Below are 21,230 nucleotides of genomic sequence, written 5' to 3'. Positions count from 1 at the left end.
TTGGAGAGTGCGGCTTAATGTTGCGTTAAAACGTCTAGGGTTTCAATGCTTCATGGATGATTTCTGCCAAAGATTTACTGATCCCAGGAACTTTGGCTATTTCTTCTACAGTTGCTCGTTTTAATTCTTGTATACCACCCATATATTTCAACAAAGCTTGGCGACGTTTAGGGCCTACGCCTTCAATACCTTCTAAAGAACTGGTTCTTCTGGTTTTGGCTCTTTTAGCACGATGACCACTGATCGCATGATTATGGCTTTCATCACGAATATGCTGAATCAAATGTAATGCTGGTGCATCACTCGGTAAGTTAAATTCTTCACCAGTAACTTTAATTAGGGTTTCTAACCCCGGCTTTCTGGTGACACCTTTGGCTATACCAATTAGCTCTGGTTTTTTCGGCCAATCTTGCCAATGTTTTTGGATTATCTCATAAGCACGGTTAAGTTGTCCCTTACCGCCGTCAATAAAAATCACATCCGGTATCTTTTCGGCATAGATTTCATCAGTATATTGCTGTTTGGAATAACGACGTTCTAACACCTGCCCCATCGCAGCATAATCATCACCGCCTGTAATGCCTTCAATATTGTAGCGGCGGTACTCTTGCTTGACCGGCCCTTCACGGTTGAAGACGACACAAGAAGCAATAGTACTTTCCCCCATGGTATGGCTGATGTCGAAACATTCCATACGTTCAATACGCTCCATACCAAACTCAGTTTCAAGTTCTTTAACTCGCTGATTAACTGTCATTTTATGGCTAATCTTCGAAGTTAACGCACTGCGAGCATTGGTGTTGGCCAAATTAAGGTAACGACCTCGAATCCCTCTAGGGCTAACATGGAAAGTGACTTTACGGCCGGCAATTTCGGTTAAGGCTGTTTGTAATGGGCTTTCATCATCAAATAGATCGGCGTTATAAGTAATACGAGTAGGAATAGTCGACGCTTCATTATGGCTTAAATAATACTGATTCAAGAAGCTCGAAAATACTTCATGATCATCAGTATTATTAGGGATTTTAGGGAAGTGACTACGACTACCTAATACTTTACCTTGCCTAATCATTAAAATATGAACGCAAGCCAGACCATTTTCTTTAGCAAAGCCGATTACATCCATGTCTTCCGCACTGTCGTTGGATACCGATTGTTGCTCTTGCACTCGACGAATCGCTTGAATTTGATCACGGTACTTAGCCGCTTTTTCAAACGCTAAAGCTTGACTTGCCTCGTCCATCTTTTGAATTAAAGCATTCAGCACAAGATCATCTTTTCCTTGCAAGAATAAGCGGACATAGTTGACGCTTTCCGCATATTCTTCATCACTAATCAGACCTTTAACACAAGGGCCTGAACAGCGTTCAATTTGATACATCAAGCACGGCCTAGTGCGATTAGCATAAATGCTGTCTTCACATTGGCGAACTGGAATGATTTTTTGTAATAGATGAAGCGTTTCTCTTACTGCCCCCGCATCTGGATAAGGACCGAAATACTCCCCCTTCCTTTTTTTTGCGCCGCGATGGTAGGCAAGACGAGGATGCTTATGCTTAGTAATTAAAATATAGGGATAAGATTTATCATCCCTTAATAACACATTGTATTTAGGAAGATATTGCTTAATGTAGTTGTGTTCTAAAATTAAAGCCTCGGTTTCAGTATGTGTTACCGTGACATCAACTTTGGCAATATGACTAACGAGAGCTTTGGTTTTTTCGTTATCTAGATTTTTACGAAAATAACTGGAAAGGCGTTTGAATAGATTTTTTGCTTTACCGACATAAATAACATCAGCCTCAGCGTTATACATACGATAAACGCCGGGCTGGTCAGAAACTGTCGATAGAAAAGAAGCTGAATCAAACAGTTCAGGCACTACAGAGTCTCTGTATTTATCATGCCATAACGAATTGCGAGATGCGTTAACTCCACATCACCACTAATATCGAGCTTGCTAAACAGGCGGTAGCGATAGCTATTTACCGTCTTAGGGCTAAGATTAAGCTGCTCAGATATATCCGTTACCTTCTGTCCTTTGGTGATCATCATCATGATCTGTAGTTCACGTTCAGATAGTTCTTTAAATGGGTTATCTGAAGGCGCTGAAAATTGACTCAATGCCATCTGTTGCGCTATTTCAGGCGAAATATAACGCTGACCGCTGTTGACCATTCTAATCGCATTAACCATTTCATCTGGCGCAGCACCTTTGGTTAAATAACCGGCCGCCCCCGCTTGCATGACTTTGGTTGGAAATGGATTTTCAGTATGTATTGTTAGAACAATGATTTTAATATCAGGATTGAAACGTAAAATTTTCTTGGTGGCTTCAAGACCACCAATACCTGGCATATTCATATCCATCAAAATAACGTCCGCGTGATTAGCACGGCACCATTTTACAGAATTCTCACCACTGTCAGCTTCCCCTACTACTTTCATTCCACGGACGTCTTCAATTATACGTCGAATCCCTGTGCGAACCAGTTCGTGATCATCTACAAGGAAAACATTTATCACTCTTGTATCTCCACACTTGGATTATCGCTAGGCCAGTATTACTTATTATTTACTGGCCGCTACATACTAACTTATTTATGGCCACAAAATGAGTGTTAATCTCAGAATCCGTGCTATTTTGTGACCAACCCACAGTAGATATTATCTACTATGTGAGCAAATGATTTACACCCACTTAAAGTAAGCTTTATGAAATCAAGTAATTACAAATGTATTATTAATGGTTTACTCAGGAATGCAAGATCGGATTTGATATAAATATTACCATTTTGAGTATAGTCCTATTTTAGGCTTCTAATCTGTCTATTTTCCAATCAAAACAAATCGAAACTCGCACCACGCCCAATCAGTTTGTTATCATATTACTTCTTAATAACTCGGGATAGGTTTTCACTTGAATGGTTCATCAGATATAAATAGCGCCAATATTGATCAAGGCTTTGTATTGACGCGACAGGCTCGTGATTTACACCATTCTGGCTTCCAAACACAAATAGAACTTTGGGTGGCAACCGATAACGGCCCAACACAATTATTAATTGCCGCTGAGCGTAGTGTGTTTTTTGTTTTACAAGAACATCAACAGACTGTTAGCAATACATTAAAGCAGCAGAGCATACCATTTGAAATTCATCCCGTTGCACTCAAAACCTTTAGTCAACAACCGATTTGTGCCTGTTACTTTGGCAACATTCAATTAGCTAACCAAGCTAAAAATCTCTTAACTCAATCGAATATTGACTGTTTTGAAGATGATATCCGCCTGACCGATCGCTACTTAATGGAACGATTTATTCGCGGTGGCATTCAATTTACAGGCCAGTTTTCGCAACATAAACATTATAAGAAAGTAACACAGGCCCTCTGTAAATCGGCATCCTACCAGCCTAATCTCACGGTTGTTTCTTTAGATCTCGAATGTTCAGAAAAAGGCATTTTGTACTCAGTTGGCCTCGACTCAAAAATGGACAGCCGAGTCATCATGATTGGCTCCCCACAAGAGTACGATGCAGAAATTAACATTCAATGGGTAGAAAACGAATACGCCCTATTAAAAGCTTTAGTCGATTGGTTTGAACAATTTGATCCCGATATCATCATTGGATGGAATGTCATTGATTTTGACTGTCGATTATTAGCCAAGCGAGCAGAATGGCATAAACTACCGCTGAAATTAGGTCGAGCACAACAAAAACTGTATTTCAGGCAATCCAATAATACTCAGCAAGGTTTTGTTTCTATTCCAGGCCGAGTGGTTTTAGATGGTATCGATACCTTAAAAACTGCGACCTATCACTTTAATTCTTGGGCGTTAGAATCTGTAGCTCAAAGCTTACTCGGTGAAGGAAAAATCATCCATGATCCGTTTAACCGCATGGATGAAATTAATCGCCAATTCCGCGAAGATAAAATATCTCTCGCCACTTACAATCTTCAAGATTGCCGTTTAGTTACGCGTATTTTTGAAAAAACTCATTTACTGCAATTTGCGATTGAACGCTCACGGTTAACCGGTGTAGAACTGGATCGTATTGGCGGCTCAGTGGCTGCCTTTACCAATTTATATTTGCCCCAATTGCACCGTGCCGGTTATATCGCGCCAAATCTCCACTCTGAAAATTGGTTCGCAAGTCCTGGAGGCTATGTGATGGATTCCGATCCTGGGCTCTATCATTCTGTGTTAGTGCTTGATTTCAAATCCCTCTACCCTTCAATTATTCGCACTTTTCTTATTGATCCTATGGGATTAGTTGAAGGCTTAAAGCTTGAGATTGGCAAAGAAGAGCATCAAGCCGTTGCTGGATTTCGTGGTGGACAATTTCACCGTAGCAAACACTTTCTGCCTAACATGATTGAAGAGCTGTGGGCTGCGCGAGATGTTGCCAAGAAAAATAATGAAGCGGCTTTTTCTCAAGCCATTAAGATCATCATGAATTCATTTTACGGTGTACTTGGCTCTTCTGGTTGCCGCTTCTTTGATACTAGGCTTGCTTCTTCTATTACCATGCGTGGCCATGAGATCATGAAACAAACTCGAATATTAATCGAAGAACAAGGTTATCAAGTAATTTATGGAGATACCGACTCTTTATTTGTCTCTTTAATTAAACCTCACAATCAACAACAAGCCGACCAAATTGGCCAAAACCTGATTAAAGATATTAACCAATGGTGGGTGCAACACATTAAAGATGAATATAACCTGCAATCTGCACTAGAGCTTGAATACGAAACCCATTATCAACGGTTTTTAATGCCGACCATTCGCGGCTCGGAAACCGGTTCGAAAAAACGCTATTGCGGCCTCATCAATACTAATGGAAAGGAAAAAATGATATTTAAAGGACTAGAAAGTGCTCGCACTGACTGGACACCATTATCACATCACTTCCAACATAAGTTGTATTCGATGATCTTTCATGATGAAGACCCACAAGCCTTTATTCGCCAATATGTTGAGGATACTCAAAATGGGGTTTATGACGATGATCTTGTCTATCAAAAGCGCCTACGTCGAAAATTAAATGAATATCAGAAAAATATTCCACCACAAGTCAGAGCAGCTCGATTAGCTGATGCCAAAAATGCTCACCTAGGACGCCCTTTACAGTATCAAAATAAAGGAAGAATCGAATATCTGTTCACACTCAATGGTCCAGAGCCCAAAGATTACTTAGAAAGTCCTATCGACTATCAACACTATATTGATAAACAGATTAAACCGGTTGCCGATGCGATTCTGCCTTTTATCGGCTTAGATTTTGAGTCAATCATCGCCCCCCAAATTGGTCTATTTTAATATATACCCAAGTGACTTCAATATGCAGAATTCAGAGCTATCATCTAAACCTTTAGGCAAGCTAAACTCATGGTGCCTCATTCTCTTGTCACCTCACTGCAACTCCAATTACTTTGGGTATAACCTAAACTCATAATTATTTTTGGCGTTAAGCTCAGATCGTGATATTTTCTCGCTCATATACCAACAAATGTAGAGCCTCTGTGCTCCTTGATTAATATTCAGGAAAAATCATGCCTAAAGCTAGTGAAATTAAAAAAAATGCCGTTGTAGAACTAAACGGTCGTGTATTCTCTGTACGTGAAATCAGCAAATTAACGCCAAGCGGTCGTGCGGGTGCAAGTCTTTACCGTATGCGTATGTACGATGTAGCCACTGGTGCTAAATCAGATGAGAGCTTCAAAGCTGATGAAATCTTAACTCTGGCTGACTTTAGTCGTCACAGTGTAATGTTCTCGTACATTGATGGTGATGAGTATGTATTCATGGATAATGAAGACTACACCCCTTATCACTTCAATAAAGCCACAATTGAAGACGAAGCATTGTTCTTTAACGAAGAAACTCAAGGTTTAAGCGTGGTTATCGTCAATGACAAACCTGTAGCGGTTGAGCTTCCTTCAAGTGTTGAGTTAGAAATCGTGGAGACATCACCTTCGATTAAAGGTGCATCAGCAAGTGCTCGTACTAAGCCTGCAACGCTATCTACTGGCCTTATTGTTCAAGTACCTGAATACATTTCAGGCGGCGATAAAATTAAAATCAACACAGCTGAACGTAAGTTCATGGGTCGTGCTGACTAATCATTAAAAAAATAAGAGCGACCAATTGCGATAAATTGATCGCTTTTATATACCCAAGTCACCTCAAGGTACAAGTTACTCGGGTATATACCCAAGTGACTTCAATATGCAGAATTCAGAGCTATCATCCAAACCTTTAGGCAAGGAAGATTGGCGAAGGAATGTAGGCACCTTTCAAACCAATCTGACGCGGCATAAAGGTTTGAATGAAGCTCCCGAAGGGCAAGTTAAAACAAGCTCTATGCTACGTTAAATTGAACAGAGATAGAATCACTATGATCATATTCAATTTACCTTGCCTAAAGCTTGTTTTATTCTTGCTGAAACTCGCATCTTGAAGTTACTTGGGTATAAACACATCAATCAAATATATTTAAGGCAATAATGACAGATTTAATCTCTTACGATGACGTAATCGAAGTCGGCTATGACATCTTTTTGGAAATGGCACCAGACAATTTAGAAGCTGCAGATGTTCTCTTATTCACAATGCAATTTGAAGAGCGTGGCGCAGCTGAAGTAGTAGAAACTGGTGACGACTGGGGTCAACATGTTGGCTTTAATGTAGATAAAGAGACGTACGCTGAAGTAAAAGTAGGATTAGTCAATGAAGCTGATGATGCTTTGGATGATGTGTTTGCTCGCATGCTAATTAGTCGCGATCCTGACAATAAGTTTTGCCATATTTTATGGAAAAGAGATTAACCTCTTTTCCATAAGCACATAATGAACAAAGGGCCCATCAAAATCACTTGATGGGCCCTTTTAATATGTTTAATCAATGTGTCAATTATTGACGAGTTTTTGGCTTACCTGCGGTAGACGATGGCTTACGACGATTCGTCTGCTTACCTTGACGACCACCGACTGCTTCACCATTGTTAACTTTATTGGTTGTCGTACCTTTTGTCGCGACATTACCGCGAGAAGCATTACGTCCACGACCTTTTGGAGCAGTTGAGCGCTCTTCATGACGCTTCACTGCGCGACGAATCTTCTGACCGCGAGAACGCTCACGTTTACGAGAATGCTTATCAGGATCAATCAGTGTTTCACGTTCAGGTTTTAACTCAACCATTTCGCGTAAGTAGTTAACTTCTTTGAGCTCAAGTTCAACCCAGCCACCACGCGGTAATGCTTTCTCTAGGAAAATATCACCATAGCGAACACGCTTCAGACGGCTGACCGTTACGCCTTGAGATTCCCACAAACGACGAACTTCACGATTACGACCTTCAGTGATCATCACGTAGAAAGTATGGTTCATTCCTTCGCCACCGGCGTAGACAACATCTTCAAAACGTGCCATGCCATCTTCAAGTTCAACACCACGAGTCACGTTGCGAACCATGTCTTCGTTAACTTCACCAAATACTCGTACTAAGTATTCACGCTCAACTTGACGGCTTGGGTGCATTAAGCGGTTAGCGAGTTCGCCATCGGTTGTAAATAGTAATAAACCACCCGTGTTGGCATCAAGACGACCAACTGAAACCCAACGAGAACCCTTAATTTTTGGTAAGCGATCAAATACTGTACGACGACCTTCTGGATCGTGTCGAGTACAAAGCTCCCCTTCTGGCTTATTATAAGCAAGAACTCGGCAAATCACTTCTTCAGAATCTTTTACTGACACTTTATGGCCGTCAATACGAACGATGGCATTTTCATCTTCCAATCGATCGCCTAGTTTGGCCACTTGTCCATTAATGCTCACACGGCCAGCTTGAATCATCGCTTCTAATTCACGACGAGAGCCATTGCCTGCACGGGCTAAAATCTTCTGTAACTTTTCGCTCATTTATATACCTATTATTCGTCGACTTCACAGCCGTCTTCATTGTTTCATTCAAAATAAACTTTATAAAACAATAAATTAAAATTAGTTTCTTTTCTTTAACTATCATAAGATGCAGAAAAGGCAGCAAAGTATACACTAGTTTAGTAAATAGCTGAATGTTTAAACGACAAAGCCCCACAATTAAATGTAGGGCATAAACTAGGGTCTGTTGACTTTATTCAAATGGCGTTGGATCGCCTGCACCACGACGAGCAATCACCATTTCATCATCGCTAAAATCAATAACTGTTGTTGGTTGCTCACCTAAAAAACCACCGTTCATGATCAAATCAACTGAATGCTCTAATTTGTCACGAATATCTTCTGGATCAGACTCTGCATAATCATTACCCGGTAAAATTAAGGTCGTCGACATTAACGGTTCACCTAATGCTTCCAGTAAATCCAACGCAATCTTATTATCTGGAACACGAATACCAATCGTTTTTCGTTTCGCATTCATTAAACGGCGCGGTACTTCTTTGGTTCCTTTAAAAATAAAGGTATACGCACCTGGGGTATTATTTTTCAAAAGGCGAAACGCTGTATTATCGATACGTGCATAAAGCGATAACTCAGAAAGGTCACGACATAATAAAGTAAAGTTATGCTTATCATCGATTTTACGAATACGGCAAATACGCTCTAATGCGGTTTTATTTTCAAGCTGACAACCTAGCGCATAACCAGAATCCGTAGGATAAACAATAACGCCACCATTGCGAATGATCGCAACCGCTTGATTAATCAAACGAGCTTGTGGGTTTTCTGGGTGTAGATAAAAAAATTGGCTCATTGATACTCCTAATTGAGATAAAGATTAAGTCTAAGATTCGATTTTCGACTCAATCACATTGGCGAGATCAGATTCACTCTCTATTGGGCTTAGGTTTAGGCTTTATCTGCCCCAAACTCTAAATGTGCAATCTGCTGCCAATCTTTCCAAACTGGTTCAACACCAGACGGTAACCATAAATTACGACCAAGCTCTGTCCATGGGGATGGGTAGTGAAAATCAGATCCTTGCGAAGCAAGCAAGCCATTTTCAATCGCGTAGTCGGCTAATGTTCTTCTTTCTTGTTGAGCTTGCTGAGGTTGAGCGACTTCCATCGCGTCACCGCCAGCGGCCACGAATGCTGCAATTAAACGCTTCAACCATTTAGCTGTCAATTGATAACGCCCCGGATGCGCTAAAACCGCCACGCCACCTGCAGCATGTATTGCGGAAACAGCGTCTTCAATGCTGCACCACACTGGTGGAACATACCCCGGATTATTTCGTGTTAAATACTTCTTAAATACCTGCTGCATGGTTTTCGCATAACCATTTTCAACTAGCCATTTAGCAAAATGAGAACGAGTAATCGACGCTCCACTGGCAATCGCCTGAACTTCTTCTAACACCCCTTCTCTAGTGTGTTTTGCTAAGCGAGCAGCCATTAATTCAGAACGTTCCATACGTCGTTGTTTTTGCGATTCAATTAATTGCTGCAATTTTGGATGTTGAATATCAATATCCAAACCAACAATATGAATATCTTTATTCTGCCATACCGTCGAAAGCTCAATACCAGTGATCAAATGCAAAGGTAGAGATTGCTTAGCAATATAATCTTGTGCCATAGGAATCGCATCAACGCTATCGTGATCGGTGATCGCTAAAACATCTAAGTTCATTTCAACTGCACGATCGAGTAGTTGCTGCGGACTTAACCGTCCATCAGAACATGTCGTGTGACTGTGTAGATCGATTCTCATGAAAATAAATGGCCTTACACTGAAATTATTAAATAAAAAAGCTTGACTCAAAACCAACGAACTAGTTTACTAGTACACAAGAACTTAAGGGATAACCCGACAGATACAGCGGAGGCGAATATGACAAGCAATGTGTTACAAGATAATAACATTATTCTAAATCGTACTGTAGTTCATTCTCGTCGTTTATCTGAGGAGGTATCTTCTATAATTGCTATTTCACTTAACCATTGGCGCACTTGGCGTATTTCATCGTGGCAATGGGCAACTTAGTGAGTAATATTCAGCTCTCTCATTTTAATTAAGCCCGCCTTATTCTGCGGGCTTTTTATTGCTTCATTGTCAATCGAATACTTTATAAACAATGCCATCTTTTTCATTTAACCAATGCCACAAAATTCAGATAAAACACGTGAGCAACTAAGAAAATATGGTAAACCAAGGCTTATGCGGTTATATCTCTACTACTTGCACTTATAAATCTACATAGCAGCGATAAACTTGTGAAAGCAAACGGAATTTTAATAAAAGATTAAAGGAAGTCTTATGAATAAGGCAGCAAAGATTCATCAAGATAAGATCAACCACAAACACCCAATTGAGGTGTTTCAAGTGGACACCCCTTACCTCGAAGACCCGACGCAAGTTTTTCATGCTTTGTGTGTCAATGATAACGCGCTTGAGACCCAAAACAGTTTATTGCTTGAAAGTGCCGAAATTAGCTCAAAAGAGAACCTAAAAAGCCTACTTCTTATTGATGCAGCAGTACGTATTGAATGCCGTGGACACCGAGTTACCATGACAGCGAAAAGCTTGAATGGTCAAAACTTATTACAAGCGATCAAAGCAAACTTAACCAGTAGTGTATTAACTCAAGCAACCGACAAAGCCCTAACCCTTTCTTTCGATGCACCGAATGATGCAATTGATGAAGATTCTCGCCTACGTCAATCTTCTAGCTTTGATGCTCTACGTGTTGTGCAACACAGCTTTGATTTACTGCAACTTCCTGATTCACTCGGTGCCAATAAAAAGCTCGCTATCTTTATTGGTGGTTCGTTTGCTTATGACCTGGTCGCCAATTTTGAAAACCTAGGTGATGCGAAATCAATTGATAACTGTCCTGATTATGTTTTCTACGTAGCAGAAACTTTGATGATTTTCGATCACCAAACCCAACATTGTAGTGTGCAAGCAACAGCCTTTAATAGCACCAACAGTATCCAAGCGGAATTAAAACAACGCTTAGCAAACATTGCAGAACACTGCACCGACGTTGCCCCATTACCACAAGCAACAGAAGTCGCCGACATGTCGGTTGAAACCAATATTTCTGATAAAGACTTTTGCCAGATCGTTCGTGACTTAAAAGAGTTTGTAGTGAAAGGTGATATTTTCCAAGTAGTTCCATCACGCCGCTTTTCACTGCCTTGTCCATCCCCGCTTGCTGCATATAAAGCCTTAAAACAAAGCAACCCAAGCCCATACATGTTCTACATGAAAGATGAGCTATTTACTTTATTCGGAGCTTCACCAGAAAGCGCATTGAAATACGATGCAGATAACGAGCAAATCGAAATCTACCCGATTGCCGGTACCCGTCGTCGTGGAAAAAATTCCGATGGCTCGATCAACTTTGATCTTGATAGTCGTATCGAATTGGAGCTACGTAACGATAAAAAAGAAAATGCTGAACATATGATGTTAGTCGATCTCGCACGTAATGATGTCGCAAGAATTGCCACGGCAGGTTCTCGTCATGTAGCCGATTTACTGAAAGTCGACCGTTATAGCCATGTAATGCATTTAGTATCACGAGTAGTTGGCGAATTACGTTGTGACCTTGATGCACTGCACGCCTACCAAGCTTGTATGAATATGGGGACATTAACCGGCGCACCAAAAATTCGCGCAATGCAATTGATTCGCGATGTAGAACAACAACGCCGCGGCACTTATGGCGGCGCTGTTGGCTACTTAACCGGTGAAGGTGACCTTGATACTTGTATCGTGATTCGCTCAGCTTATGTTGAAAATGGTGTTGCCCATGTACAGGCTGGTGCCGGAGTGGTGTTTGATTCAGACCCTCAATCGGAAGCCGATGAAACCCGAGGTAAAGCGCAAGCCTGTATTAGTGCCATTCAACTCGCGCATCAAGCAAACTCAACTCACAGTCAACAAGATTAAGGTGATAATCATGGCGAACATTCTTTTTATTGATAACTTTGATTCATTCACCTATAACCTCGTTGACCAATTTCGCACACTAGGCCATGAGGTTACTATTTATCGTAATAGTTTATCCGCAGAAACTATTGAACAAGCGGTTAAACAACTAGAAAACCCAGTAGTTGTACTTTCACCAGGACCAGGCGCACCTTCTGAAGCAGGTTGTATGCCAGAATTAATTCAACGCTTAAAAGGTAAAGTACCAATGATAGGTATTTGTCTAGGGCATCAAGCAATTGTTGAAGCCTACGGTGGCACAGTGGCTGGTGCAGGTGAAATCATTCATGGCAAAGTATCAATGATGGTGCATGACAATCACCCCACCTACCAAAACCTTCCATCTCCTTTTGCGATAGCACGTTATCATTCTTTAGTCGCTACTCATGTAAGTGATGCGCTCACAGTAACCGCGCAAGTTGATGGGTTAGTCATGTCTGTCGTTGAAGAAAATCACAAAGTCTGTGGCTTTCAATTTCACCCTGAATCCATCATGACAACTTATGGCGCAACATTACTTGAAAATACGATCCGCTGGGCTTTAGAAAAATAAGCCGTCAGCCACGAAAGAATTATAAGGACATGACCATGCAAAATATCATCGACAAACTGTATGCCCAGAGCGATTTAACTGAACAAGAAAGCCACACCCTATTTGATACCATTATCAAAGGCGAAATGGACCCGATTCTATTAGGCGCAGTATTAACCGCATTAAAAATTAAAGGCGAAACGCCACAAGAAATCGCCGGAGCTGCACAAGCATTATTGGTGAATGCTTCTCCATTCCCGGCGATTGAAGGTGATTTTGCCGATATCGTAGGCACAGGTGGTGATGGTTCCAATACCATCAACATTTCAACGACTGCTGCTTTTGTTGCTGCCGCTTGCGGGGTAAAAATCGCCAAACATGGTAACCGTGGTGTATCGAGTAAATCAGGCTCTTCTGACCTACTCGACTCTTTTGGCATTAACCTAGCAATGAGCCCAGAGGATACAAAGTCTGCGGTTGAAAATATTGGGGTAGCATTCTTATTCGCACCGCAATATCACGGAGGTGTACGCCACGCGATGCCGGTACGCCAAGCCATGAAGACTCGCACTATTTTTAACTTACTTGGCCCTTTAATTAATCCTGCTCGCCCAAACATTGAATTAATGGGCGTGTATGATGAAAGCCTAGTACGCCCTATCGCCAAAACCATGGCAAGTATGGGCATGAAACGTGCTGCAGTGGTACATGGTAGTGGACTTGATGAAGTCGCGATTCATGGCCCAACACTGGTAAATGAAATCGTAAACGGAGAAATTATTGAATACACCTTAACGCCAGAAGATTTTGGAGTAAATTGTCACCCACTTGAGGCAATTAAAGGTGGCGAACCAGAAGAGAACCGTGCCATTATCACTAAAATTTTAAATGGCGAAGGAACTGAAGCTCAAGTATCTGCCGTTGCAGTTAATGTTGCACTACTGTTACGTCTATTTGGTCAAGAAGACTTAAAAGCCAATACCCAACAAGCCATTAATGTAATGAACTCAGGTAAAGCGTACCAGCTTGTTACTCAACTTGCCGCGCACGGATAGGAGAAAAAAATTGGAAACCGTATTAGCAAAAATCGTCGCGGATAAACGCATTTGGGTCGAAGAACGCAAAGCCCAGCAACCTTTAGAATCATTCAAACAAGATTTACAGCCAAGCGACCGTGATTTTTATCAAGCGTTGCACACTGGCAAGACTGAATTCATTTTAGAGTGCAAAAAGGCATCGCCATCAAAAGGCCTGATCCGTGAAGATTTCAATTTAGACTACATTGCATCGGTCTACGCCAATCACGCTAGTGCCATTTCAGTATTAACCGATGAAAAATACTTCCAGGGCGATTTCAATTTTTTACCTCAAGTCCGCAGGCAAGTCACTCAACCTGTCTTGTGTAAAGATTTTATGATCGACGAGTACCAAGTATACCTTGCTCGCCATTACCAAGCGGATGCGATTTTGTTAATGCTTTCAGTACTTAACGATCAAGAATACCAGCAGCTAGCACAAGTGGCTCGTTCATTAGACTTAGGAATTTTAACCGAAGTCAGTAATGAAGAAGAATTGGAACGTGCAATTGCATTAAAAGCGCCAGTTGTCGGTATTAACAACCGTAATTTACGCGACCTATCTATTACTCTTGAACGAACGAAAGAACTCGCGCCTCGTTTATCAAAAGATACGGTAGTGATTTCTGAATCAGGCATACACAACCATCAGCAAGTAAAAGAGCTATCACTGTTCGCTAATGGTTTCTTAATCGGTAGCTCTTTGATGTCAGAAGACAACTTAGAAGTGGCGGTTCGTCGTGTCATTCTAGGTGAAAACAAAGTTTGTGGATTGACTCATCCAGACGATGCTAACTTAGCCTACCGCTCTGGTAGTGTTTACGGTGGTCTAATTTTTGCTCCAAAATCTAAACGTCGTGTCAGCATAGAAGATGCACGCTTGATAATGAGCGGCGCACCGTTACATTATGTTGGTGTGTTTCAAAATCAGTCGATGGATGAAGTGGCTCAAACCGCTAATCAACTGGGTCTGGCAGCGGTTCAACTTCACGGCGCAGAAACACAAGTACAAGTCGCTGAATTGCGCCGACTACTACCAAAAAGCGTTAAAATTTGGAAAGCGTATGGCGTGTCCGATCAGCTACCAACATTATTCGAACAACACATCGATAAACATTTATTAGATTCTCAAGTAGGTAATCAATCAGGAGGAACTGGAATGAGTTTTGATTGGGACCTTTTAAATAAAGGCAATACATCAACTAGCCATCGTCAAAGCATTATGATAGCAGGCGGCTTATCACCGGATAATATCGAAGAAGCCGCACAACTTGGTTGTATCGGTTTAGATCTTAACTCTGGCGTTGAAAGTGAACCCGGTAAAAAAGATCCACAGAAACTGCAAGCCGCTTTTCAGGCATTAAGAAATTATTAAATCAATGACACGACTCTTGATAACCCGTCACTGATAATTAACAAGGATTATATTTTTATGGCTAAGTTAGATGCCTATTTTGGTGAGTACGGTGGGCAATATGTACCACAAATTTTAGTTCCAGCTCTGGACCAACTTGAACAAGCGTTTATTGATGCTCAACAAGATCCTGAATTTCAAGCTGAGTTTATGGGATTACTGCAAGAATATGCAGGCCGCCCTACTGCATTAACTTTATGTCGCAACATGACAAAAGGCACCAAAACCAAACTGTACCTAAAGCGCGAAGACCTACTACACGGTGGTGCACATAAAACCAACCAAGTACTTGGCCAAGCTCTATTGGCTAAGCGCATGGGTAAAAAAGAAATCATTGCAGAAACCGGTGCAGGTCAACACGGTGTTGCCACTGCTCTGGCTTGTGCTTTGCTAGATTTAAAATGCAAAGTCTATATGGGTGCAAAAGATGTTGAGCGTCAAAGCCCGAACGTTTTCCGCATGCGCATGATGGGCGCTGAAGTGATCCCTGTACATTCAGGTTCTGCAACCTTAAAAGATGCGTGTAATGAAGCATTACGTGATTGGTCTGCCAGCTATGATAAAGCGCACTACCTACTTGGTACTGCTGCTGGTCCACACCCTTTCCCAACCATAGTGCGTGAATTCCAACGCATGATTGGTGAAGAAACCAAAAATCAAATTCTTGCTCGTGAAGGTCGATTACCAGATGCAGTAATTGCTTGTGTCGGTGGTGGCTCAAATGCGATTGGTATGTTTGCCGATTTCATTGAAGAAGCCGATGTTCGCCTAATTGGTGTAGAGCCTGCCGGTAAAGGTATTGATACCGACCAACATGGCGCACCACTTAAACATGGTACTACCGGAATTTTCTTTGGGATGAAATCACCATTGATGCAAGATGAAAATGGCCAAATTGAAGAGTCTTACTCTGTATCAGCCGGGTTAGACTTTCCATCAGTCGGCCCACAACACGCTCATTTGAACTCAATTGGCCGTGCTCAGTATGAATCAATCACCGATGATGAAGCTCTTGATTGCTTCCAAAGCTTGGCGCGTAATGAAGGTATTATCCCTGCTCTAGAATCGGCCCATGCTCTTGCTTACGCGGTAAAAATGGCGCAAAACGAACCAGAAAAAGAACAATTGTTAGTCGTAAACCTATCAGGTCGTGGTGATAAAGATATCTTCACAGTACAAGCGATTTTAGATGAGAAAGGAGCGGAATAATGGACCGTTATCAGCAATTATTTACTCAGCTCAATAAAAAGAATCAAGGTGCATTTGTTCCTTTCGTCACCATTGGCGATCCTAACCCTGAGCAATCATTGGCGATTATTCAGACCTTAGTCGATGCGGGTGCCGATGCGTTAGAGTTAGGCTTTCCTTTTTCTGATCCTTCCGCTGATGGTCCAACAATTCAAGGTGCCAATATTCGTGCATTAGAATCGAATACAACGCCAAGTATCTGTTTTGATTTAATCAGTAAAATTCGTGCACAACATCCAGACACACCAATTGGTTTACTCGTTTATGCCAATCTCGTGTACGTACGCGGCCTAGATGATTTCTATGCTCGCTGCCAACAAGCTGGTGTTGATTCCGTGTTGGTTGCCGATGTTCCAACCGGTGAAAGTGAACCATTTGTAAAAGCAGCCAAAGCACATGGTATTCATCCCATCTTTATTGCGCCGCCAAATGGTAGCCCTGAAACACTAGAGCAAGTTGCAAACCTCGGCGGAGGTTATACCTACCTACTATCTCGCGCAGGTGTAACGGGTACGGAAACCAAAGCTGGAATGCCTGTTCATGAGTTGCTTGAACGTTTAAATCAATTTGATGCGCCACCGGCTATTCTAGGATTTGGCATATCAGAACCAACTCAAGTTTCAGAAGCGATCCAAGCAGGAGCAGCAGGCGCGATTTCAGGTTCAGCGGTAGTGAAAATTATTGAACGTAACCTAGAACAGTCAGATACGATGCTCAGCGAGCTTGGGGATTTTGTAAAAGCGATGAAAGCCGCCACTCAAAAGTAATCATTATTAATGATTTGAATGTATATAACTTTAAAAGGGCCTGATGGCTCTTTTTTGTAGCAAAACATCTCTAAACGGTTTTCATTCTGCGGCGATTGGGTAGACTGGACTACATCTGTATTTACTGTTGCAGATACTTTAATTTTATCGCAGCAGTAATTTTAAACGCTATTACTTAATATATGGTCAAGCATGAAACAACTTATTGATTTTATCCCTCTTATCATCTTTTTCTTTCTCTACAAAAGCTATGATATCTATGTCGCAACAGGTGCCTTAATTGTCGCAACCGCGATCCAAATTGGCGTTATCTATTTCTTATATAAAAAAGTAGAAAAAATGCAGCTCATTACTTTTGCAATGGTGGCTATTTTTGGTGGCATGACATTGTTTTTCCATAACGACAACTTCATCAAATGGAAAGTCACTGTCATTTATGCCTTATTCGCGATTGGTTTATTTGTAATGGATTACCTAGGTAAACCTGTGATTAAAGGCATGCTAAGCAAAGAAATCACCGTCCCAAATAGCGTATGGAAACGAGTGAACCTTGCTTGGATTGGCTTCTTTGCAGTATGTGCAGCGTTAAATATCTACGTTGCTTACGAATTACCACTTGATGTATGGGTAAACTTTAAAGTCTTTGGCCTGTTAATCGCCACTTTCGCTTTCACCATTCTTTCAGGTATTTATGTTTACAAGCATATGCCTAAAGAAAATAAAGAAGAAAGCTGAGTAAACTATAGGCATATAGCCTGATGATTAGTTGATTGTAATTCCATTACTGTCATAATTTATACTCCCAAGTGAATTGGGTATAACAGTAATGGAATTTTTTATTTAGGACATATTATGAGCTCTCAACCTCAGCCCCCTCGTGGTTCTATGGTACTTCGTACTCTTGCAATGCCTGCCGATACCAATGCCAATGGTGATATTTTTGGTGGCTGGATCATGTCTCAACTCGATTTAGCCGGCGCTATTTTAGCCAAAGAACTTTCCAACAGCCGCGTCGTGACAGTTTCTGTTTCTAGTATCACTTTCAAGCAACCAGTAAAAGTCGGGGATGTAGTTTGCTGTTATGGTGAATGCATCAAGGTTGGTCGTACTTCAATGTCTATCGCACTAGAAGTATGGGTTAAATCTGTTGGCCTAGATGGTGTAGGTGAAAAGAATAAAGTTTGTGAAGCCACCTTTAACTACGTTGCTATTGATGCAGATGGTAAGCCTCGCGCAGTAAAACCGGAATAACATTAACCTGTTTATCCCTGACGCTACTTGGGTATACAACACAAAATAAGGCTATCAAGCGCAGTTTTACTGCCAAATGGTAGCCTTATTTTTTTGAGCCGCGTATATTAACCCCTTACCTTGAATTTCAACATAAAGGACTCTTCCCATGTGGTATGTTATTTTTTCTCAGGATGTTGAGAACTCATTAGAAAAGAGAATGAGTGTTCGTGATCGTCACTTAGCTCGCCTAGTTCAATTACAAGAAGAAGGTCGCTTATTAGTGGCTGGTCCAATGCCTGCGATTGACTCAGATAATCCAGGTGAAGCAGGCTTTACCGGTTCAACTGTGATTGCAGAATTTAATTCTCTTGATGATGCTAAATCATGGGCAGACGCTGACCCTTATATCGAAGCTGGCGTTTATAACAAAGTTATCGTCAAACCATTTAAGAAAGTATTACCATCATGAAGATGTCTTTGAAAACACCCCTACTCGCTCTACTCAGTGCCACTCTATTGCTTGGTTGTTCGTCAACGCCAAGTGAAGTAGAAATGATGGCTGACCATCGAGCTAGCGTAATTGAAGCTGGCCTACCATACAAAATCGGCCCACTGAATGTAATGAGTGCAAAATCAAATAAAAATGTTGTTGAACTACTGATGATTTACAACAGTTCAGGGACTGTTTCACCAACTGCTTTAGTCGACGCAAGTATAAAAACTTACTGTAAAAGTAATGAAGTCCGTTCTGTTTTGAAAAAAGGTGTGATTTATAAGGTCACCATTCGTAGCGAACGAGGACAAATGCTCGTTGAGGAAAGTATTAGCGAACAAACTTGTCAGCAAGTAGAAAATAAAAGTTAATCGAAACTCGAGTGAATAACCAAGTATAATTAACCCCCTAACGATTTTTTCATTAGGGGATTAATTTTATAACTTATGAGCCAAATCAATCAGCATAGGTAGGCCGTAGACCCAAAACAGGTATAGCCCGCCGACAATTGCTGCAATCCACAATACTGTCGACAATGCCTTAAATTTAACTCGGCGATGAAATGGATCAGGCTCACCACAACCAGGGCAAGCATACGCTCGTTTTGATATCGATTTCTCACATATAGGGCATTGAGCTAATGGCATAGGTTATCTTCCTTGATTCATATTGTTTTCTTTTAATCATGCCTCATTTTAAAAATATTACCAGTAAGAATTCACCCAAAATTCAGCCGGTTAACTTTCAGGTTTTGATGAAAATATCATTACCTTCAAACTGGCTTGCTCATCAACATCTGCAAATTCTTCTGGATTTGCTAATCGCTCAACAAACCTCAATTCTGGTGCTTCTTCTGCCATTGAATCAATCAAAAAATCTTCACTCACTACCGGAGAGTTCACACACGCAAACACTTCACCACCTTCATTCAATAACGTAGGTAGTTTACGTAAGATTCGTTTGTAATCTTTGGTTAAAGCAAAGCTTCCCTTTTGAAAAGATGGTGGATCGATAATCACTAAATCATAAGGGCCATATTTGGTAATTTTCCCCCAAGAACGAAATATATCGTAGCCCATGAAAGTCACATCCGACATATCATGTTCATTTAGTCTATGATTATCTCGACCTCGAGATAACGCACCTTTTGCCATATCTACATTGACCACTTGATCGGCACCACCGGCTTTCGCTGCAACTGAAAAGCCACAGGTATAAGCAAACAGATTCAATACGCGCTTACCTTGCGAGCGTTCTTGCACCCACTGACGACCTAAACGCATATCTAGAAAAATACCCATATTCTGGTTTTTACCGAGTACAAGCTGATATTTAAGACCATTCTCAATACCAATAGTGTTTTCTTTAATCTCGCCAGCAATCGTTTCAAATGGCGCACCATATTGATATCGGTGTTGTAATCCGATCCCTATACCACCAGCCGATTGCCAGACATCACTAGCAAATAGCTCCGTTAATCCTAATTTCAACACTTGATTAAAGTCATCTTCAACTGGCTTAAATAACGTCACGATCAGCTGCTTGCCAACCCAGTCTGCGGTGATCTGTTCTAAGCCTTGAAAAGTTTGACCACGACCGTGAAATAAACGACGCATCTCTCCTTCGCAAACTGGTAATTGCTCTTTAATGCGTTTAAAAAAAATGTCTAACTGTGTGATTTCCATTATCGATTCACTTATAAATTATTTAATTGTTGGCCAATTGAGGCTAGATGGTGTTCTCCATTTCTCAATGGCTTTCTTGGCGGCTTCGGTTTTCCACTCCTGACCCAAATGTTCATATTGGCTTGGATCGCAAATAAACTCATACCGTTGCCCTTGATATTCAAATGACAAACCGTAGGCGTGCAAATATCCACGGTCAGCCTTGCTGCTTGAGGTATAGATATCATCGCCAACTATAGAGGAACCAATGGAATTAAGCGCCACTCGAATTTGATGGGTTTTACCGGTATGTGGTTTACATAAAAACAAACGTTGCCCACTCTCTCCAGCCAATGAAAAAAACTGCGTTTTAGCAGGATTATTTTGGCTTTTTAATAGTTTCCAACTAGCACGTCTAGAACGCTCCATATCACCAGAAACCAACCCTTGTTTTTTCTTTGGTTTTTTCACCCCAATCGCAAGGTAAAATTTACTCACCATACGATTAGCAAAACATTGTGATAACTCACTGGCTGCTTGTTGATGTTTGGCCAGTAGTAGAATTCCTGATGTCATTTTATCTAAGCGATGGACTAGATACAGTTTTTGATCCGTGACTAACTCAACCATTTCGGATTTAGCCACTTCAATTAATAAAGAAGTCTCACCATCATCTTTATGCACACTGACATTCGGGTGCTTATTAATGACTAAAAAATCGGCATTTTGATACAGAATATCGAACATAAAAACCCTACCGGATAAAGAGAGGCTGAAGTATACCTTGCCTTGTCTCAATACTAAATGACAGCCCTATCCGGCAGACAAAAAATTCCCCATAAAAAATGCC

The 21,230-nt window shown here is 41.1% G+C and carries 22 protein-coding genes; 14 read left to right on the top strand and 8 right to left on the bottom strand.

Translation table 11 applies throughout. The annotated features are described in order from the left end of the window. Positions 1-34: 34 nt before the first annotated feature. Both uvrC and uvrY read right to left on the bottom strand, forming a co-directional pair. On the bottom strand, positions 35-1,882 hold the full coding sequence (gene uvrC, locus QQJ93_RS07130; RefSeq protein ID WP_089122826.1) for an excinuclease ABC subunit UvrC: 1,848 nt from the start codon (positions 1,880-1,882) through the stop codon (positions 35-37). Next, on the bottom strand, positions 1,882-2,526 hold the full coding sequence (gene uvrY / locus QQJ93_RS07125) for a UvrY/SirA/GacA family response regulator transcription factor (protein ID WP_027696060.1): 645 nt from the start codon (positions 2,524-2,526) through the stop codon (positions 1,882-1,884). The genes uvrC and uvrY overlap by 1 nt, the downstream gene beginning before the upstream one ends. A 394-nt stretch (positions 2,527-2,920) precedes the next feature. Between uvrY and QQJ93_RS07120 the strand changes: the two genes are divergently transcribed. The 3 genes from QQJ93_RS07120 to QQJ93_RS07110 all read left to right on the top strand — a co-directional run bounded on the left by QQJ93_RS07120 (position 2,921) and on the right by QQJ93_RS07110 (position 6,834). Further along, entirely contained in the window at positions 2,921-5,326 is a 2,406-nt protein-coding gene (locus tag QQJ93_RS07120; RefSeq protein WP_284186061.1) for a DNA polymerase II, read from the top strand. Positions 5,327-5,559: 233 nt separating this feature from the next. Beyond that, the gene (gene efpL / locus QQJ93_RS07115; RefSeq protein WP_089122825.1) at positions 5,560-6,129 is read left to right on the top strand and encodes an elongation factor P-like protein EfpL; all 570 of its coding nucleotides are present in this window, start codon (positions 5,560-5,562) and stop codon (positions 6,127-6,129) included. Positions 6,130-6,513: 384 nt separating this feature from the next. Beyond that, a complete protein-coding gene (locus tag QQJ93_RS07110) occupies positions 6,514-6,834 on the top strand; it encodes an HI1450 family dsDNA-mimic protein (protein WP_089122824.1) in 321 nt (106 codons plus the stop codon). 85 nt (positions 6,835-6,919) lie between these two features. On the opposite strand, the gene rluB is transcribed toward QQJ93_RS07110, so the two are convergent. The 3 genes from rluB to rnm all read right to left on the bottom strand — a co-directional run bounded on the left by rluB (position 6,920) and on the right by rnm (position 9,727). Then, positions 6,920-7,930, bottom strand: a complete 1,011-nt coding sequence (rluB, locus tag QQJ93_RS07105) for a 23S rRNA pseudouridine(2605) synthase RluB (protein WP_089122823.1) — start codon at positions 7,928-7,930, stop codon at positions 6,920-6,922. A gap of 214 nt (positions 7,931-8,144) precedes the next feature. After that, entirely contained in the window at positions 8,145-8,765 is a 621-nt protein-coding gene (locus QQJ93_RS07100) for an L-threonylcarbamoyladenylate synthase (RefSeq protein WP_089122822.1), read from the bottom strand. A gap of 95 nt (positions 8,766-8,860) precedes the next feature. After that, on the bottom strand, positions 8,861-9,727 hold the full coding sequence (gene rnm, locus QQJ93_RS07095; protein WP_089122821.1) for an RNase RNM: 867 nt from the start codon (positions 9,725-9,727) through the stop codon (positions 8,861-8,863). A 120-nt stretch (positions 9,728-9,847) separates the two neighbouring features. On the opposite strand from rnm, the gene QQJ93_RS07090 reads away from it, so the two are divergent. From QQJ93_RS07090 to gspS2, 11 genes are all read left to right on the top strand, one after another. Beyond that, positions 9,848-10,000, top strand: a complete 153-nt coding sequence (locus QQJ93_RS07090) for a hypothetical protein (RefSeq protein WP_160117475.1) — start codon at positions 9,848-9,850, stop codon at positions 9,998-10,000. A 273-nt stretch (positions 10,001-10,273) separates the two neighbouring features. After that, the gene (locus QQJ93_RS07085) at positions 10,274-11,914 is read left to right on the top strand and encodes an anthranilate synthase component 1 (RefSeq protein WP_089122820.1); all 1,641 of its coding nucleotides are present in this window, start codon (positions 10,274-10,276) and stop codon (positions 11,912-11,914) included. Positions 11,915-11,924: 10 nt separating this feature from the next. Continuing rightward, positions 11,925-12,506, top strand: coding sequence for an aminodeoxychorismate/anthranilate synthase component II (locus QQJ93_RS07080; protein ID WP_089122819.1), 582 nt, complete (start codon positions 11,925-11,927; stop codon positions 12,504-12,506). A gap of 35 nt (positions 12,507-12,541) precedes the next feature. Then, complete coding sequence (gene trpD / locus QQJ93_RS07075; protein ID WP_089122818.1) at positions 12,542-13,540, top strand: anthranilate phosphoribosyltransferase; 999 nt, start codon at positions 12,542-12,544, stop codon at positions 13,538-13,540. 10 nt (positions 13,541-13,550) lie between these two features. Further along, complete coding sequence (gene trpCF, locus QQJ93_RS07070) at positions 13,551-14,936, top strand: bifunctional indole-3-glycerol-phosphate synthase TrpC/phosphoribosylanthranilate isomerase TrpF (protein ID WP_089122817.1); 1,386 nt, start codon at positions 13,551-13,553, stop codon at positions 14,934-14,936. A gap of 57 nt (positions 14,937-14,993) precedes the next feature. After that, positions 14,994-16,184 (top strand): tryptophan synthase subunit beta, encoded by a 1,191-nt coding sequence (gene trpB / locus QQJ93_RS07065; protein WP_089122816.1) that lies wholly within the window; start codon positions 14,994-14,996, stop codon positions 16,182-16,184. Continuing rightward, on the top strand, positions 16,184-16,990 hold the full coding sequence (trpA, locus tag QQJ93_RS07060; protein ID WP_089122815.1) for a tryptophan synthase subunit alpha: 807 nt from the start codon (positions 16,184-16,186) through the stop codon (positions 16,988-16,990). The genes trpB and trpA overlap by 1 nt, the downstream gene beginning before the upstream one ends. Before the next feature lie 192 nt (positions 16,991-17,182). Continuing rightward, on the top strand, positions 17,183-17,725 hold the full coding sequence (locus QQJ93_RS07055; RefSeq protein ID WP_089122814.1) for a septation protein A: 543 nt from the start codon (positions 17,183-17,185) through the stop codon (positions 17,723-17,725). 117 nt (positions 17,726-17,842) lie between these two features. After that, positions 17,843-18,241 (top strand): acyl-CoA thioester hydrolase YciA, encoded by a 399-nt coding sequence (gene yciA / locus QQJ93_RS07050; RefSeq protein WP_089122813.1) that lies wholly within the window; start codon positions 17,843-17,845, stop codon positions 18,239-18,241. A 148-nt stretch (positions 18,242-18,389) separates the two neighbouring features. Then, positions 18,390-18,692: a YciI family protein gene (locus QQJ93_RS07045; protein ID WP_089122812.1), complete on the top strand. Its 303-nt coding sequence runs from the start codon at positions 18,390-18,392 to the stop codon at positions 18,690-18,692. Continuing rightward, on the top strand, positions 18,689-19,087 hold the full coding sequence (gene gspS2, locus QQJ93_RS07040; RefSeq protein ID WP_089122811.1) for a type II secretion system pilot lipoprotein GspS-beta: 399 nt from the start codon (positions 18,689-18,691) through the stop codon (positions 19,085-19,087). The genes QQJ93_RS07045 and gspS2 overlap by 4 nt, the downstream gene beginning before the upstream one ends. 66 nt (positions 19,088-19,153) lie before the next feature. On the opposite strand, the gene QQJ93_RS07035 is transcribed toward gspS2, so the two are convergent. The 3 genes from QQJ93_RS07035 to QQJ93_RS07025 form a co-directional block, all read right to left on the bottom strand. Further along, positions 19,154-19,363: a hypothetical protein gene (locus tag QQJ93_RS07035; protein ID WP_089122810.1), complete on the bottom strand. Its 210-nt coding sequence runs from the start codon at positions 19,361-19,363 to the stop codon at positions 19,154-19,156. 90 nt (positions 19,364-19,453) lie between these two features. Beyond that, entirely contained in the window at positions 19,454-20,401 is a 948-nt protein-coding gene (locus QQJ93_RS07030; RefSeq protein ID WP_089122809.1) for a class I SAM-dependent methyltransferase, read from the bottom strand. An 18-nt stretch (positions 20,402-20,419) separates the two neighbouring features. Then, positions 20,420-21,127: a TIGR01621 family pseudouridine synthase gene (locus QQJ93_RS07025; protein WP_089122808.1), complete on the bottom strand. Its 708-nt coding sequence runs from the start codon at positions 21,125-21,127 to the stop codon at positions 20,420-20,422. Positions 21,128-21,230 lie beyond the last annotated feature (103 nt).

It is taken from the genome of Vibrio algivorus, assembly GCF_030161215.1.
Classification (GTDB): domain Bacteria; phylum Pseudomonadota; class Gammaproteobacteria; order Enterobacterales; family Vibrionaceae; genus Vibrio; species Vibrio algivorus.
Note: the sequence above shows the minus strand (reverse complement) of the source record. Positions and strands in the feature narration are given on the sequence as shown.